This window comes from Mesorhizobium sp. YL-MeA3-2017 (genome assembly GCF_030814575.1).
GTDB classification, from domain to species: Bacteria; Pseudomonadota; Alphaproteobacteria; order Rhizobiales; family Rhizobiaceae; genus Mesorhizobium; species Mesorhizobium terrae.
Map to the genome: position 1 here is coordinate 4,679,794 of NZ_JAUSVH010000001.1, position 14,920 is coordinate 4,694,713.

Annotated in this window: 14 protein-coding genes; 8 read left to right on the forward strand and 6 right to left on the reverse strand. The window is 57.2% G+C overall.

Going from position 1 to position 14,920, the window contains the following annotated elements; all coding sequences use genetic code 11:
- Positions 1–70 precede the first annotated feature (70 nt).
- Complete coding sequence (locus QFZ88_RS22055; protein WP_024925182.1) at positions 71–559, reverse strand: RidA family protein; 489 nt, start codon at positions 557–559, stop codon at positions 71–73.
- 196 nt (positions 560–755) lie between these two features.
- Between QFZ88_RS22055 and QFZ88_RS22060 the strand changes: the two genes are divergently transcribed.
- Complete coding sequence (locus tag QFZ88_RS22060; protein WP_024925183.1) at positions 756–1,457, forward strand: TetR/AcrR family transcriptional regulator; 702 nt, start codon at positions 756–758, stop codon at positions 1,455–1,457.
- 64 nt (positions 1,458–1,521) lie between these two features.
- Here the strand turns inward: QFZ88_RS22060 and QFZ88_RS22065 are convergent, their stop codons facing one another.
- From QFZ88_RS22065 to QFZ88_RS22075, 3 genes are all read right to left on the reverse strand, one after another.
- Positions 1,522–2,067, reverse strand: coding sequence for a glutathione S-transferase family protein (locus QFZ88_RS22065; protein WP_051504852.1), 546 nt, complete (start codon positions 2,065–2,067; stop codon positions 1,522–1,524).
- A gap of 340 nt (positions 2,068–2,407) precedes the next feature.
- Positions 2,408–2,791: a DUF427 domain-containing protein gene (locus QFZ88_RS22070; protein WP_024925184.1), complete on the reverse strand. Its 384-nt coding sequence runs from the start codon at positions 2,789–2,791 to the stop codon at positions 2,408–2,410.
- A 91-nt stretch (positions 2,792–2,882) separates the two neighbouring features.
- Positions 2,883–3,239, reverse strand: a complete 357-nt coding sequence (locus QFZ88_RS22075) for a hypothetical protein (protein ID WP_024925185.1) — start codon at positions 3,237–3,239, stop codon at positions 2,883–2,885.
- A gap of 194 nt (positions 3,240–3,433) precedes the next feature.
- Here QFZ88_RS22075 and QFZ88_RS22080 point away from each other — a divergent pair, with 194 nt between their 5' ends.
- Both QFZ88_RS22080 and QFZ88_RS22085 read left to right on the forward strand, forming a co-directional pair.
- Positions 3,434–5,062: a fatty-acid--CoA ligase gene (locus tag QFZ88_RS22080; RefSeq protein WP_024925186.1), complete on the forward strand. Its 1,629-nt coding sequence runs from the start codon at positions 3,434–3,436 to the stop codon at positions 5,060–5,062.
- Positions 5,063–5,179: 117 nt separating this feature from the next.
- Positions 5,180–5,968, forward strand: coding sequence for a DUF1499 domain-containing protein (locus tag QFZ88_RS22085; RefSeq protein ID WP_024925187.1), 789 nt, complete (start codon positions 5,180–5,182; stop codon positions 5,966–5,968).
- Positions 5,969–6,141: 173 nt separating this feature from the next.
- Here QFZ88_RS22085 and QFZ88_RS22090 read toward each other — a convergent pair whose 3' ends face one another.
- Both QFZ88_RS22090 and QFZ88_RS22095 read right to left on the reverse strand, forming a co-directional pair.
- A complete protein-coding gene (locus QFZ88_RS22090) occupies positions 6,142–7,050 on the reverse strand; it encodes an MBL fold metallo-hydrolase (RefSeq protein WP_024925188.1) in 909 nt (302 codons plus the stop codon).
- A gap of 191 nt (positions 7,051–7,241) precedes the next feature.
- On the reverse strand, positions 7,242–9,173 hold the full coding sequence (locus tag QFZ88_RS22095; RefSeq protein WP_244431222.1) for a polysaccharide biosynthesis protein: 1,932 nt from the start codon (positions 9,171–9,173) through the stop codon (positions 7,242–7,244).
- Between the two features lie 307 nt (positions 9,174–9,480).
- Here QFZ88_RS22095 and QFZ88_RS22100 point away from each other — a divergent pair, with 307 nt between their 5' ends.
- The 5 genes from QFZ88_RS22100 (at position 9,481) to QFZ88_RS22120 (ending at position 14,648) form a co-directional block, all read left to right on the forward strand.
- Positions 9,481–10,482, forward strand: a complete 1,002-nt coding sequence (locus QFZ88_RS22100) for an MraY family glycosyltransferase (RefSeq protein WP_024925190.1) — start codon at positions 9,481–9,483, stop codon at positions 10,480–10,482.
- Between the two features lie 131 nt (positions 10,483–10,613).
- On the forward strand, positions 10,614–11,954 hold the full coding sequence (locus QFZ88_RS22105) for a UDP-glucose dehydrogenase family protein (protein WP_024925191.1): 1,341 nt from the start codon (positions 10,614–10,616) through the stop codon (positions 11,952–11,954).
- Positions 11,955–12,020: 66 nt separating this feature from the next.
- Positions 12,021–13,091 carry a Gfo/Idh/MocA family protein gene (locus QFZ88_RS22110; RefSeq protein WP_024925192.1) on the forward strand — a complete coding sequence of 357 codons (1,071 nt, stop codon included), beginning with the start codon at positions 12,021–12,023 and terminating at the stop codon, positions 13,089–13,091.
- The gene (locus QFZ88_RS22115) at positions 13,084–13,551 is read left to right on the forward strand and encodes an acyltransferase (RefSeq protein ID WP_024925193.1); all 468 of its coding nucleotides are present in this window, start codon (positions 13,084–13,086) and stop codon (positions 13,549–13,551) included. Before QFZ88_RS22110 ends, QFZ88_RS22115 begins: the two co-directional genes overlap by 8 nt.
- The gene (locus tag QFZ88_RS22120; protein ID WP_024925194.1) at positions 13,548–14,648 is read left to right on the forward strand and encodes a DegT/DnrJ/EryC1/StrS family aminotransferase; all 1,101 of its coding nucleotides are present in this window, start codon (positions 13,548–13,550) and stop codon (positions 14,646–14,648) included. The genes QFZ88_RS22115 and QFZ88_RS22120 overlap by 4 nt, the downstream gene beginning before the upstream one ends.
- The last annotated feature ends 272 nt before the right edge of the window (positions 14,649–14,920 follow it).

Genomic DNA, 14,920 nt, shown 5'->3' on the forward strand with positions numbered 1-14,920 from the left:
TAGTTTGCTTACAATTTCAGAGGCACGGGCCGACGGCGCCTCCGGAATTGAAAAGTGTGCCAGTTTCGGCCTAGTCGAGTACGGCCACGGCTTCCACCTCGAACAGCATGCCGTCGAGCGCCAGCTTCGGCACCGGGACCAGCGTCTGCGCCGGCAGCGCCGCGCCGAACATCTCCTGGACGTTCTGGGTCAGCACGCCAAGTTTGGACATGTCGTGATCGACCACGAAGATCGTGAGCTTGATGACCTGGTCCGGTTTCGCCCCGACGCCATCCAGCACGGTGCGCAGATTGGTATAGGCCTGTTTCACCTGAACCGCGAAATCGGGCGACAGCGTGCCGGTGCTGTCCATTCCGCCCTGGCCAGCGATGTAGGCAACCCGGCTTCCGGCGGGCGCGACGACGGCATGGCTGTAGCCGAACGGGGCGGGATCGTAGAGACCTTGCGGATTGACGATGGTCGGTTTCCGTCCGTTCTCGCTCGCCTTCGCGGCTGTGGGAACTCCTAGGGTCATGATGATCAGGCCTCCAATAAGCAGATTGTTGATTGTGCGTGACATGGTTTTCCCCTGGCTCCGCGGATTGCCGTAATAAGCCCTCGCGGCCGGTCTGGTTCATCTCCAACCTCGTCGTCCCGCGATTGACTCGTACGTTATACGAGTCATTATATGGTACAACGTACGAGTCAACCGTCCGGCATCGACATTCCTGACGTCGCCTGCCAAAAACAGAGGTTCCGATCAGCGAGGAAGACGGATGTCAGCCAAACCTAGCGGCGCCCGCAAAAACCGGTCTCCACGGACAAGTGCGCAGCCTCAGCCGGCGCAGGAGCCGCGTGGTGAACCGTCGCTTTCGCGCGAGCGTATCGTGGCGACGGCGGTGGAGTTGCTGGACGCCGCAGGGGTGGACGGATTGACGATGCGTGGGCTGGCCGATCGCCTTGGCTCGGGCGTAATGAGCCTGTATTGGCACGTCGACAACAAGGAGGATGTCTTCGATCTGGCGCTCGACGCGGTGCTTGACTATGGCGGACCGCCTGAAATCGTTGAATCTCGGGATTGGCGTGCGGAAGTCGCTCACATGCTCGAAGACTGGCGCGCGAACATGCTGCGCCATCCCTGGTCGGCGTCGCTGTTGCCGCGCCGGGCGCTCGGCCCGAATATCCTCGGTCGCTTGGAGCTCTTGAGCAGGACATTGTCCAAAGCCGGTGTGACGGACGCGGATTTGAACGCCGCGATATGGTCGCTTTGGAACTATGTGATGGGCGCCACCATCACCCGGGCGAGCTTCGGCCCATCGGACGACGACAGGGCCGCCGCGCAGCAGCGCCTGACACGTCTCGGCGAACGATACCCGACAATCGAACGCTCCCGCCTGCTGTTGGACGACGATTGGGACGGCACCTTCCGCAAGGGCCTCGACTTCCTGCTTGATGGCCTCGCGCCGCAGCGGAGTTAGTGGACAGAGATTGCCTCGCTATCAGCGAGGCCGGTATGTCGCTCGCACTTGGGATCTGCCCGGCCTATTTCCAGAGCGATATCCCTTCCTGGGACATGGCACGTTGCACGGCCGCGCGTGCTTCCAAGCGGCTGGCATGCGCGGTCCAGGCCGGATAGCCGTTGCGCATGTCGATGGCCATGCGGTTTCCCCACCGGTAGAAGACCAGCAGATAGGGGTCGACGACGGAGTAGCTGTCGCCCACCGCCCAGGTCCGGTCCATCAGCTTGGTTTCGATGAGTGTGAATGCCGAGAGCAGGTGCTCCTTGCCCTTGTTGACCAGGGGTTCGTACAGGGTCTCGTCTGGCAGGAAGAAATCGGGTCGCCAGACCATGCGAACCGCCACGGCGTGAACCGCGCTCGACAGCCAGTTGAACCACTCGACCGAGCGGACGATGCTCGGCGCATCGCTTCCCAATAGCCCCGCGTCGGGATTGGTGAGGCCAAGATGCAGGAGGATTGCCGGGGCTTCGGTGAGGTTGAAGTTCACGGCGAGCAGGACCGGGATACGCCCCTTCGGGTTCAGTCGGCGAAACTCCTCGGTTCTGGCTTCAGGATGCCCGGGCGACATCAGCGCCAGCGAATAGGACCGCCGATCTCTTCAAGCACGATGTGAGGCGCGAAGGAGCACGAACCTGGCGCGGCGTGGAGCGTGTAGTGCATATGCTTTCCCGGAATTCCTGTGTTCGAAGCCCCAGTATCGGCGGATATGCCGCGTCAGGTTGGGCCTCGGCGGACCTATCGGAAGAGCCAGGTCGCCGGCCGTGAATCGGTACCGTCGCGCAAGAAAAGGACCTTTTGCTGCTGGCCATTTTCGAAGTTGGATCAGGCCCGGGGTGGAAGTTGGCGCCGAAGAAGCGGTGCGTCCGCATGATCGCTGGGTTCGCAGCCGAGCGAGCCTCCTAGGTGGACTATGCCCCGCTTGTCCGGATATCGACCCGGTCGGGATAGAAAGCACCGTTGTCCTTGATGGCGAGCATCTCGTCATAAGGGTCCTGGTAGGCCCACATCACATCCCTGCACGTTTCGCCGCCAGCGCCGGCGCTCCAGTAGCTGGCGTCGCCCTTGTAGGGACAATGGGTCGAGGTGTCGCTCGGGGTCAGCGCATCGAAGCGGATGTCGGCGAAGGGCATGTAGAGCACCGGCGGATAGTTCGCTTCTTGCAAAAGTTGCGCACGGTCGGAGGTCGCAATCACCGCGCCGGCGAAACCGACGGTCACCGTACCCTGATAAGGTCTGACGGTGATGGTGTGGCCGGGATTGCGCTTGAAGCCGGGCGAGGGATTTCGGTCCATGAGGCACCTCCGTTGCTCAAGCCCAATATAGGGCAGGGCAGCGGGCCCAACCAGCAATGCAGCGACGCTGTCGCCGGCAGAGGCCTCGACCTTACGCGGCGACCTTCAACGCATCCATCAGCCCGGCATAGGCGGCGGCGATGCCGGCCACCGGGTTGTCGCTCTTGGATGCGGTTTCCACCTTTAGCGAGCCGCCTTGCGTCGGCAGCGACAAGAGCAGGAACTGCCGGCTCTCGCCTTCGCCGACCGAGGCGGCGGCGACATGCTCGTCGGTGCCGTTGTTGGCCACGCACATGCTGAACAGCAGTTTTCCGCCGACGGCTTCAAGCGCGCCATCTACCACGGAAGCAAAGTCTTCGGTGGAGACCGCCTTGGGCACCGACGTCAGTTCGCCGAGGCTTTCTTCAAGCGCGGATTCCAGGGCTTTATCGTCGATTTGCGGGTCCATGCGAACCTCATTCGTCTCGCCAATTGCGTCCCGCCGTCTCAAATCTATGCAGACTTTGGCCGACTTGACAATGGTAGAGGCAGATTCGCCCGGGTATTGGGCTTTTTGGGGTGTGCCACTGACCTTGCGGCACTATGGACTTTCCCGCAGTTCCTTCCACAATGCTGCAAAAAATACAGAAGAGGAGGAACCGCATGCTTGGACTGATGCAGCAATGGCCGCTGCTTTGCCACAAGATATTGGACAATGCCGCCACCCAGCACGGCAAGCGCGAGGTGGTTTCGCGCTCCTGCGAGGGGCCGATCGTGCGAACCACCTATGCCGAGATCAGGCAGCGCGCCCTAAAGGTGGCGCAGCGCCTGGATCGCGACGGTTTCCGGCTCGGCGACCGCATCGCCACGCTCGCCTGGAACACGGCCCGCCACATCGAGGCCTGGTACGGCATCATGGGCATCGGCGCCGTCTATCACACGCTCAATCCACGCCTGTTCCCCGAACAGCTCGTCTGGATCATGAATCACGCCGAGGATAGGGCGATCTTCGTCGACCTCACCTTCATGCCGCTGCTGGAAAAGATCGCCGGTTCGGTGACGTCGCTGAAGAAGGTGATCGTCCTGACCGACAGCGCGCACATGCCGGCAACGGCGCTGCCCAATGTCGTGGCCTATGAGGAGTGGCTGGCCGAAGCCGATGGTGATTTCCGCTGGGCAAGCTTCGACGAAAACACCGCCGCCGGCATGTGTTACACCTCCGGCACGACCGGCGACCCCAAGGGCGTCCTCTACAGCCATCGTTCCAATGTGCTGCACGCCATGATCGCGGCCATGCCCGACGCGATGGGCATCTCTTCACGCGCCGTCATCATGCCGGTGGTGCCGATGTTCCACGCCAATGCCTGGGGGCTCGGCCAGTCTGGCCCGATGATCGGCGCCAAGATGGTGATGCCCGGCGGCAAGATGGATGGCGCCTCCATCTATGAACTGCTCGACACCGAAAAGGTGAGTTTCACCGCAGCCGTGCCGACGGTGTGGCTGATGCTGCTGCAATATCTGGAGGAGACCGGCAAGAAGCTGCCCTATCTCGACAAGGTGGTGATCGGCGGTTCGGCCTGCCCGCGCGCCATCACCCAGAAATTCCAGGAAAACTACGATGTACAGGTCATCCACGCCTGGGGCATGACCGAGATGAGCCCGCTGGGCACGCTGGGTTCGCTGAAGCCGGAATATGTCGGCCTGACCGGCGAAGCGCGGCTCGACATTCAGCAGACCCAGGGTTTCGCGCCTTTCGGCGTCGAGATGAAGGTGACTGATGACAATGACAACGAGCATCCCTGGGACGGCAAGACCTTCGGCCGACTGAAGGTGCGCGGCCCGGCGGTGGCGCGCGCCTATTATGGCGGCGCGGGCACCGAACAATTCGACGCCGACGGTTGGTTCGACACCGGCGATGTCGCTCATATCGATCCCAACGGCTATATGCAGATCACCGACCGTGCCAAGGATGTCATCAAGTCCGGCGGCGAGTGGATTTCGACCATCGAGCTCGAAAACCTTGCGGTCAGTCATCCCGACATCGCCGAGGCGGCGGCGATCGGCGTGCGCCATTCCAAATGGGACGAGCGGCCGCTGCTGGTGGTGGTGAAGAAACCCGGCAAGGATCTGTCGAAGGACGAGATCCTCGGCTTCATGCAGGGCAAGATCGCCAAATGGTGGATGCCCGATGACGTCGCCTTCGTCGCCGAGATCCCGCACACGGCCACCGGCAAGATCCAGAAAAGCACGCTGCGCGCCCAGTTCCGCGACTATCGCCTGCCGACCGATTAGGCCACGACCTGGGGAGAATCGATCTCCCCGGAAAAGGCGAGAGGATTGCCGCCTTTCATCTTCAATCCGGCGCCGAAACGCTCTAAACCTCGGACCGGACTGGGGAAACTGGTGGCGATGACGGAATATCCCGAACGGCAGGTGGCAAGGGCGGCTGGCTGGTCCAGGCGCACCGGTGCCTTCTCGGCGGTGCTGCTGATCACAGCCTGGGTCGGCCACCATTATGGCTTGGTCGAAACCGGCGGCTTCCTCTGGGTGCTGGCGCTGGTCGCCATTCTGGCCGCATTTGCCCTACTGTTCGCCGGCTTCGCCCTGGCGAGGCTGTGGAGCCATGGCGCCATCGGCGGACGCAACCTGTCGGTCGGCGCCTTGCTGGCGGTGCTGGTGCTGGCGCCCTACGGCTATGCCGGCTATCGGATCGCCTCCTATCCGCCATTGCGCGACATCTCGACCGATCTCGACAATCCGCCGCGACTGGACGTCAGCACGCGCACGCCCGCCATGAACGCGCTGTCGGCGCCGACGCCGGGCGAGGCGCGGCTGCAGGCGGATGTCTATCCGCTGGTGACCGGCCACCGCTACGACCTGCCTTTCGACGAGACGGTCGACGCGGTGGAGAACGTGCTGGACGGGCGCGGCTGGACAATCGTCGGCGACCTGCCGGCGCCCCAGGAAGGCCAGATCGAGGTAACCATCAACGCGCTGGCCACCTCGCTTGGGCTCGACCTGCCCTCCGATGTGGCGATCCGCATCACCGCCGACGGCGAGACGACGCTGGTCGATATGCGTTCCGCCTCGCGTTACGGCCGCCACGACCTTGGCGACAACGCCCAGCGCATTACCTCTTTCCTCACCGAGCTCGACCAGGAGGTTTCCGCCCAGATCGGCGCCACCGCGGCGCAGTGAATGAGGCGGGCCTGAGCGGCGGCTGGCGCATGGCCCGGAATTCGGAGCAGTTTTCGGGAAGGATCATGCGCCAAATCAAAGCGCTGGAGCGTGCTTTGCGCGTCCGTGAGGACGCACGGTGCTCGATCGCTGCTTCGATCGCAGCATTGTCAGCGACGCCGGGCCGACAGGTGTTATGATGCCGGCAGATAGACGCCGTCGATAGAAATCGCGCCCTCGGTGACGACAAGGCCGCGAGCCACCAAATCTTCCAGATGCGCCAGCACGGAGAGCCCGGCGGCGCCGTGCAGTCTGGGATCGGTCTCGCGGTAAATCGCCTCGACCACCGCCTTGATGGTGCGGTCGCCTTGTTTCAGCCGTTCCAGCACCGCGCGCTCGCGCATCTTGCGGTGCGCCTTTAGCCCGCGGATGAAGGTTTTGGGCGCCGTCACCGGTCCGCCATGGCCGGGCAGCAGCACACGGTCGTGCCGCTCCAGCAGGCGGTCGAGCGAGCGCATATAGTCGGCCATGGCGCCATCGGGCGGCGCCACGATGCTGGTCGCCCAGGCCATGACATGGTCGGCCGAGAACAGGATGCCGGTGCCTTCCAGGGCGAAGGCCGCATGGTTGGCGGTGTGCCCGGGCGTCAGAACTGTACGGATCGCCCAGTCGTCGCCTGTGATGACGGAATCGTCCGGCAGCGCGATGTCGGGCCTGAATTCGGTGTCGGCGCTGGCATCGAGCGGATTGGTCTCGCCTATCCTGAGTGGCCGGGCCGGGCGGTGTGGCCCCTCGGCCAAGACAACGGCCCCGGTCGCGGCCTTCAGTCTGGTGGCCAGCGGCGAGTGATCGCGATGTGTGTGGCTGACGAAGATATGGCTTACCGGCCGCCCGGCGATCGCCTCGACCAATGTCTTGAAATGCGCCTCGTCCTCCGGCCCGGGATCGATGACGGCCAACGTGTCGCGACCGACGATGTAGGAATTGGTGCCATGGAAAGTGAACGGGCTTGGATTATTGGCAGTGACGCGCAAAACGCCCGGCGCCACCTCCACCGCCACCCCATAGGCGGGCTCGAACCGGGCATCGAATTTCGGGGGCATAACCTAAGGTCTCCATTTTACTTGGAGTCGAATAGAGTTCAGTCAGCGTTGTGGGAACAGATTTCGACATTAAGTCGATCGGGGACGATCGAATATGTCTAGCAATCGCCGTCCAAAGTATCTTGAACTGTCGATTGGGAAGAAACACCGAAACTAGATTGCTGGAGATCGAATTCCATAGATGCCGATAACTAAGGTTTTTTCATAACCGTTTCTGAAACTGGTTGGGTGGGGTCGGTATACTCTCTACGATATTCTGGCACGATATGGGAAAGCAGATCGATGCTGCGTTCTACGTCATTTCGTTCTACGGCTTCGGTTAGACCCTTCAGTGTTCGCTCAAGCAACGCTTGGTCGATCACGCGCGGCGCGGCAATCACGTAACCTTGTTCGGTACGGCCATCCTGTATTTCCGTTGGATCGAAGAGCTCTTCGTACAATTTTTCGCCGGGGCGTAACCCGGTAAAAACTATGTCAATGTCGATGTGTGGCTTGAAGCCAGCTAACTGGATCATTCGCTCGGCCAAGTCGACGATTTTGACCGGCTCCCCCATGTCAAGAACCATTATCTTGCCGCGCTCAGTTGGGCGCCCCATGGCTTGGGCAGATGCGTGCAAAACCAGCCGTACCGCCTCCGGTATTGTCATGAAGAACCGAACAATATGTGGATGGGTTACAGTCACGGGTCCGCCAGTAGCGATCTGCTCCTGAAAGCGTGGAACAACAGATCCATTGGAACCAAGCACATTGCCGAACCGAACTGTCTTGAAACGCGTGTGGGGGGACCCTACGTCCAGAGACTGACAATAAGCCTCCGCCGCTCGTTTCGTAGCGCCCATAATGTTGGTCGGATTAACAGCCTTATCCGTTGATATCATAACGAAAGTGGATGTTCCGTTCGCCACCGCCGCATTTGCTACGTTACAGGTGCCAACGACGTTCGTCTTCACGCCTTCAACAGGGTTGTCTTCGACCAACGGCACGTGTTTCAGCGCGGCCGCGTGGAAGACGACATTTGGCTTAAATTGTGCAAATAGCTGGTTGATGCGCCCCTCGTCGCGAACATTGGCAATGCGAGTAACAATCGTGAGGTTTGGATGTGTCTCACGCAATTCCTTGTCGAGCATATAAAGATGGAATTCGGAACTGTCCGTGATGATTAACTGATCTGGGCCAAACGTTGCGATCTGTCGGCAAAGTTCTGAGCCGATTGAGCCGCCCGCACCGGTCGCAAGTACCCTGCAGCCCTTGATCAATCGCGCGACACCGTCGATATCGGTATGTACCTCAGGACGACCCAGTAAATCTTCCAGCTCGATGGGCTTCAGTTCAAAAACCGTTCCATTGGTAAGTGTCGCTGGTTGCGTGTGGTCTGGTATTTTCGATATTTTCAGGCCACAAGCAGTCGCTTTCTCAACAATTACCCCCAGTCGACGGCGATCGGGCATATCTTCGGTGACGATAATCTCAGTTACCTGCTTCCGGCCAGCAGCCAGTCGCCTAAGTATTGCTTCAAGATCGTTGAACGCTCCTACAACCCGCACTCCGCGGACGGCACGTGCCTCATTGATATGGGAATCATCAAGAATTCCGACGACATTGATGTTCGAATTTTGCTGTCGGTTTACTGCTCGGATGAAACTTTCCGCGTGATCTGACAGCCCAAGGAGCAGAACTTGCCGAGTACCCCCCGGACGCCGTGAATTGGAAATTGCGGGAAAAAGCTCCGCTCGTTCGAGACTCAGTCGGTAAGCAAGTCTCGCAGCTGAAAGTCCTACCACCTGAAAAAAGAAAGTGAGAACTGGCACGCTTCGAGGAATGTTGTCGCCGCGGAAGAGAAGAAAAGCGCCGATGGTGTAGATAGCTATGGCGAAAAGCGAAGCTTTGATGATTGAGATAACATCCGGGATTGAAACATAGCGCCAAGACCCTCGCGTTAGTCCGAATACCCAGAACATGATGCCGCTAACAGCAGCAAATGCAAAAGTCTTGATGAGAACCCCGCCGGCGTCAACAGCCGAAATGCTGCCATAAGCGGTTATATAAGCGGCTAGAAATGCCAGTGCTGCAACTGCAATGTCGCAGAGATTTGCCAAACGGCGCAGAGTGATTTTCCTGGACAATGTTCTCTTACTCGATCTTCAAATGGGCATACTCGCAGGCCGGCATACAACGAGCAAATTATGTCAACAAGGCATCTGGCAATATGCCTTCCACCTTTTACGTGATCGGCATTAGCTTTTGAAGGTGATGACGCGACGATTCGTGGTTCGAGGCTTCGATTTGATGTCTCGTTGATCGTGGACGCGGAGCGCGTTGATCGGGCGGCTGTCTTGACCTGGATGGTTTGACGACATTAGACAATGGCCGCTCTGTTTGAAGAGCCTTGGCGGCCGAAACCTAAGTTGCTGAAAAATTGACGAGCGCGTTATGGTCATTTTGATCGTTATCATTCTTTTGTCTTTTGTTTTATGTGCCGGTCTCACTTTTGCGATGATGCCGGTTTTCGCGCGTTACTTGACGGCTCAACCGAACGAGCGGTCAGGACATCGCGTTCCGACCCCTCAGGGAGGTGGCGCAGCTGTGGTGATCGTGACGGTGCTGTGCGTCTGGATCGGTATTGTCGCCTCAGATTACAACGTTAATGGATTGCGGCTGCACATCTTAGCTTGTTCAGCGGTTTTCTTGGCTATCGTTGGGGCTCTGGACGACAAATGGGATGTGCCACCTTTGGTGCGATTCATTGGCCAGGTTGCCGCAGTTGCAGTCGTTCTTATGTGGGGGGTAGATGGGTCAAATATTCTAGAAGCATATATGCCGTACCAGGTTGTTTTTCTGGTTACGATACTTGCTGGTACTTGGTTTATCAATCTAGTAAATTTTATGGATGGCGTGGACCTTATTGTGGTCGGCGAAATGGTGCCCCTTACTGCTTGTATCGGATTGTTGGGATGGTTCGGATTTTTGGGGTCGTTGGAAAGTTTAGTAGCTGTGGCGCTTTGTGGCTCCTTATTGGGTTTTGCTTTATTCAACTGGCCGCGAGCAAAGCTGTTCTTGGGGGATGTTGGATCGCTTCCAATAGGGCTTATCGTAGCTTGGTTGTTGTATGAAACAGCGGCGCAAGGGTATTGGGCGGTAGCAATCCTTCTGCCTTTGTATTTTTGTGCCGACGCAACGGTGACTGCCTGCCGGCGTTTGGTGAATCGCGAGCAGCTTTGGAAGGCGCACCGTACCCATTATTATCAAAGAGCGGCGGATAGCGGTCTTTCGGCGCTGCGCATCTCTTCGACGGTCTTTGCTCTCAATTTGGTGCTTTGCGCGTTGGCCATAGCGACAGTTTTTTGGCCCACGCCTGTGGTTCAGGTTGCTGCTGTTGTTGGCGGTGGTGGACTGGTTGGAATCTGCATGCGCTCATTCTCGAAGCGTATGTGAATCTTTTTGCGGAACCGTTTTCTGTTGTATCGCGGGTGAGTATGGTCGTTGAAAATCTCGACATGTAAAATGAAAAATGGCATTAAGCCGCGTCTTTGTGATCGACGCAGCAATTCTGAATTTGGGCTTTGATGAAAATAACGGTTTTCGGTAGCGGCTATGTTGGACTGGTAACAGGCGCGTGCCTGGCCGACGTCGGCAATGATGTTGTTTGCGTCGACGTCGACCGGGATAAAATCGAGAAACTGCGCGATGGCATTGTGCCGATCTATGAGCCCGGTCTGGGAGCGATGATCGAAACCAATCGAGTTGGCGGAAATCTGGATTTCACAACTGATGCTGCCAGAGGCGTTGCCCATGGCAACATATTGTTTATCGCTGTGGGAACCCCGCCGGACGAGGATGGGAGTGCCGACTTGCGTTATGTAATGGCGGTCGCGCAAACGATCGGCATCCATATGGGAGAATACAAGCTCATCGTAAACAAGTCTACGGTTCCCGTTGGGACGGCTGACGCTGTCGAAAGCGAGATCAAGAAGCAGTTGATGGCACGCAATCAGAGCATCGATTTTGATGTTTGCTCAAACCCTGAATTTCTCAAGGAGGGTGCTGCAATCGACGATTTTACAAAGGCGACACGTATCGTCATTGGCGCAGAAACTGCTCAAGCCCTAGAGTTAATGCGCGAACTCTATGCGCCTTATAATCGCAATCACGACAAAATAATTGCGATGGATATCCGGTCGGCTGAACTGACTAAATATGCCGCAAATGCCATGCTGGCGACCAAAATTAGTCTCATGAATGAGTTGGCGAATATCGCCGAGCGCATTGGAGCAGATATTGAGCATGTGCGCATCGGCATCGGCTCTGATCCACGGATAGGCTATCATTTCATATATCCGGGGTGTGGCTACGGCGGCTCCTGCTTTCCTAAGGATATAAGGGCACTCACTCGTTCCGCTGCGAGCTTGGGACTGGATGCCGGCGTGCTCGCCGCGGTAGAGTTGGTCAACGAAAACCAAAAACAAAATTTATTTGCCAAAGTTTCTGACGCATTCTCTGGGAACCTGGCAGGAAAGACAATCGCCGTTTGGGGACTCGCCTTTAAGCCAAATACGGACGACATGCGTGAAGCGCCAAGCCGAACTCTGATGGACAGTTTGTGGGCAGCGGGCGCTCGGGTTCGGGCATTTGATCCGAAGGCGATGGAAGAATGTAGTCGTATATACGGTGATCGGGCTGACCTAGTTCTTTGTGAAACTGCAATCGATGCGCTTCATGGTAGCGATGCGCTGGTGATATGTACCGAGTGGAAGGCCTTCCGGACAGTCGAACCCTCGCTGTTTACTCACACTCTAGCCCATCCGATCGTGATAGATGGGCGCAACATATACGAACCCTCACGAATGCGATCGGCGGGCATCGTCTACTATTCGATCGGTCGTCAGACGGTTCGTCCTTCGTCATAAATTTTTACAGCAACTGTGCGGTAGCCAGTACGACTGGTGTCGCCCGATAGTCAGGAACGCAACGATATGGATCGTTGGAAGTTTGGTCTTGTTGGATGTGGCCGCATAGCAAAGAGACATTCGGAACTGCTTGGACACAAGGCTGTTCCCGGTGCCTCGCTGGGCGCAGTTTGCGACGTTGTGCCAGAGAGAGCCAAGGCCATCGCTGACGAATTCGGAGTTCCTTGGTTCGTCGATATGCACGAAATGATGCGGTCGGGTTTGGTAAACGCAGTGTCCGTTTTGACTGAAAGCGGAAAACACCCCGACCAGGTCATAGAGCTTGCAGGTTATGGCATGCCAATCGTCGTTGAAAAGCCGATGGCTTTGAGCCTAGACGATGCTGATAGGATGATTCTTGCATGCGAGGAGGCGAATGTAAGGCTGTTCGTCGTCAAGCAGAACCGTTTCAACGTCCCTGTGATTAAGTTACGTGATGCTCTGCAGCGTGGTCGCTTTGGCAAACTGGTCCTTGGCACCGTGAGGGTACGCTGGTGTCGACCGCAATCGTATTATGATCAAGCTTCGTGGCGAGGTACCTGGGCGCTCGATGGTGGTGTGCTGACCAACCAGGCCAGTCATCATATAGATCTATTGGAATGGATGATGGGCGAAGTGGAGTCAGTTCAGGGGATGGCAACAACGTCCCTTGCCCATATCGAAGCAGAAGATACTGCCATCGCGACTTTGAAATTCGCTAGCGGAGCACTCGGGGTCATAGAAGCGACAACAGCTGCACGCCCAACAGATCTAGAGGGTTCCTTGTCCATTTTGGGGTCAGAAGGCACTGTCGTAATTGGTGGCTTTGCGGTCAACAAGATGCTGACTTGGCGTTTTACTCACGAAGAGGAAGGGGACGCAGAGGTGTTGGAAAGATACTCAGTCAATCCTCCAAGCGTCTACGGCTTCGGCCATCAAGCCTATTATCAGCATGTGGTTGATTGTTTGGATCGATCAGTACCGCATCTAGTTGACGGCACCCAAGGACGACGGAGTCTCCAACTTATTCACGCGATCTATAAGTCTATCGAAACAGGACAGCGAATCGATCTCAAGTCCGCCCCGGTCTTTCCTTTGCTGGGTAGACGCGATGGCTGACGTTAGACGCCTCTCGGCGGGAATCGTAGATGTATCGTTCGGGCGTGACGTCACCGTTATCGAGCCGTGCAACCTCTACGGCTGCAATGTCGAGGACGAAGTGTTCATCGGCCCCTTTGTGGAAATTCAGAAATCGGTCACCGTCGGCCGGGGTAGCAGAATACAGTCGCACAGCTTCGTATGTGAATTCACAAGCATCGGGGAAGACTGCTTCATCGGTCACGGTGTGATGTTTATCAATGACCGGTTTTCGCGCGGGGGGCCTGCGCGTGGCGATAAGAGCCTATGGCAATCAACACGGGTTGGAAACCGGGTCTCGATCGGCAGCAACGCTACGATACTGCCAGTATATATATGTGATCGGGCCGTTATCGGTGCCGGCGCAGTCGTCACCAAAGATATCACTGAAGCCGCCATTTATGCTGGCAACCCGGCCCGCAAGATCAAGGATCTGCCATGATCAAGTTTCTTGACCTCAATACGCAATATCAGTCGATAAAACCGGAGATCGACGCGGCCATTGCCGCCGTTATCGAAGAATCAGCTTTCATAGGCGGGCGTCACGTTCGTCAGTTCGAGGAAGACTTCGGGAATTGGGTGGGTTCATCGGACTGCATTGGCGTTGCTAACGGCACCGATGCCCTGGAGATCGCGATAGAAGCGCTCGGGTTGCCAGCCGATAGCGAGATTATTGTACCAGCCAATAGTTTTATCGCTACATCCGAGGCGGTCGGCCGGGCAGGACATAAAATCGTGTTCGCCGATGTCGACCCGCACAGTTATACGCTAACCGCGGAAACGGTGCGCGATAAACTATCTGTCCATACTAAAGCAATTATTGCAGTCCATCTATATGGTCATCCCTGTGACATGGACGAGATCATGGGGCTTGCTGGTGAATACGGAATAAAGGTTATCGAAGACAGCGCTCAAGCGCATGGTGCCGAATGCCGCGGTCGAAAAGTTGGCACGCTCGGGGATGTGGCGACGTTCAGCTTCTATCCCGGAAAGAATCTGGGTGCGTATGGCGACGCTGGCGCGATTACAACCAGCGATATTGATCTAGCGCGGCGGATGCGGATGATTGCCAATCACGGCCGCGTCGCGAAATATGACCATGAATTTGAAGGGCGAAACTCGAGGCTTGACGGCATGCAAGCTGCCATCCTGTCAGTCAAATTAAAGCATCTGGACGCGTGGACAAATAAGCGAATCGCTCTTGCAGACCGGTATCTTGAGGTGTTGTCCGGATTTCCGGAGTTGACCTTGCCGATTCGAAAGAATTGGGCAAAGCAAGTTTATCATCTTTTTGTTGTTCGAACAGAACGACGTGATGAGCTTGCCAAGCATCTTGGCGACCGGGGCATTCAAACAGGGGTTCATTACCCTATAGCGTTGCCTAAGCTGCCTGCCTACAGGAAGCATCCTCAAGCGAAGGAAGACATGTTCGCATGCCGAAGTGACAGGGAATTGCTTTCCCTGCCAATTGGCGAGCATATGTCGAATTCGGATATTGATCGGGTGGCGGATGCTATAGGGGGGTTCTTTCCCGGATGAGTTCGGCGAAAGCATCCTCCAATCTGCGACTATCTACGTTGTTACAAGTGCGCTCGCGGCAGCGGTTCCGTAATTACCACTGCCCATCTTGACGAGGAGGCTTCCACCAGAAGATTATGGTATGGTAGCGATGTTCGCTGTCGTCGTACAGATGCTTGGTGCTTTAATGGCCTAAGTGTACGCGGTGCAGTCGCATGCGTTTCTTTGACCGGGGGTGATCGACTTTCCCCGTTATGTCGTATCCCGCTCACTGATCCTTGCGGTCAGCGAAA

Bases quoted from the DNA above. Each gene is read 5' to 3' on its own strand.
- QFZ88_RS22055 (WP_024925182.1), bottom strand. From the start codon at position 559: ATGTCACGCACAATCAACAATCTGCTTATTGGAGGCCTGATCATCATG.
- QFZ88_RS22060 (WP_024925183.1), top strand. From the start codon at position 756: ATGTCAGCCAAACCTAGCGGCGCCCGCAAAAACCGGTCTCCACGGACA.
- QFZ88_RS22065 (WP_051504852.1), bottom strand. From the start codon at position 2,067: ATGTCGCCCGGGCATCCTGAAGCCAGAACCGAGGAGTTTCGCCGACTG.
- QFZ88_RS22070 (WP_024925184.1), bottom strand. From the start codon at position 2,791: ATGGACCGAAATCCCTCGCCCGGCTTCAAGCGCAATCCCGGCCACACC.
- QFZ88_RS22075 (WP_024925185.1), bottom strand. From the start codon at position 3,239: ATGGACCCGCAAATCGACGATAAAGCCCTGGAATCCGCGCTTGAAGAA.
- QFZ88_RS22080 (WP_024925186.1), top strand. From the start codon at position 3,434: ATGCTTGGACTGATGCAGCAATGGCCGCTGCTTTGCCACAAGATATTG.
- QFZ88_RS22085 (WP_024925187.1), top strand. From the start codon at position 5,180: ATGACGGAATATCCCGAACGGCAGGTGGCAAGGGCGGCTGGCTGGTCC.
- QFZ88_RS22090 (WP_024925188.1), bottom strand. From the start codon at position 7,050: ATGCCCCCGAAATTCGATGCCCGGTTCGAGCCCGCCTATGGGGTGGCG.
- QFZ88_RS22100 (WP_024925190.1), top strand. From the start codon at position 9,481: ATGGTCATTTTGATCGTTATCATTCTTTTGTCTTTTGTTTTATGTGCC.
- QFZ88_RS22105 (WP_024925191.1), top strand. From the start codon at position 10,614: ATGAAAATAACGGTTTTCGGTAGCGGCTATGTTGGACTGGTAACAGGC.
- QFZ88_RS22110 (WP_024925192.1), top strand. From the start codon at position 12,021: ATGGATCGTTGGAAGTTTGGTCTTGTTGGATGTGGCCGCATAGCAAAG.
- QFZ88_RS22115 (WP_024925193.1), top strand. From the start codon at position 13,084: ATGGCTGACGTTAGACGCCTCTCGGCGGGAATCGTAGATGTATCGTTC.
- QFZ88_RS22120 (WP_024925194.1), top strand. From the start codon at position 13,548: ATGATCAAGTTTCTTGACCTCAATACGCAATATCAGTCGATAAAACCG.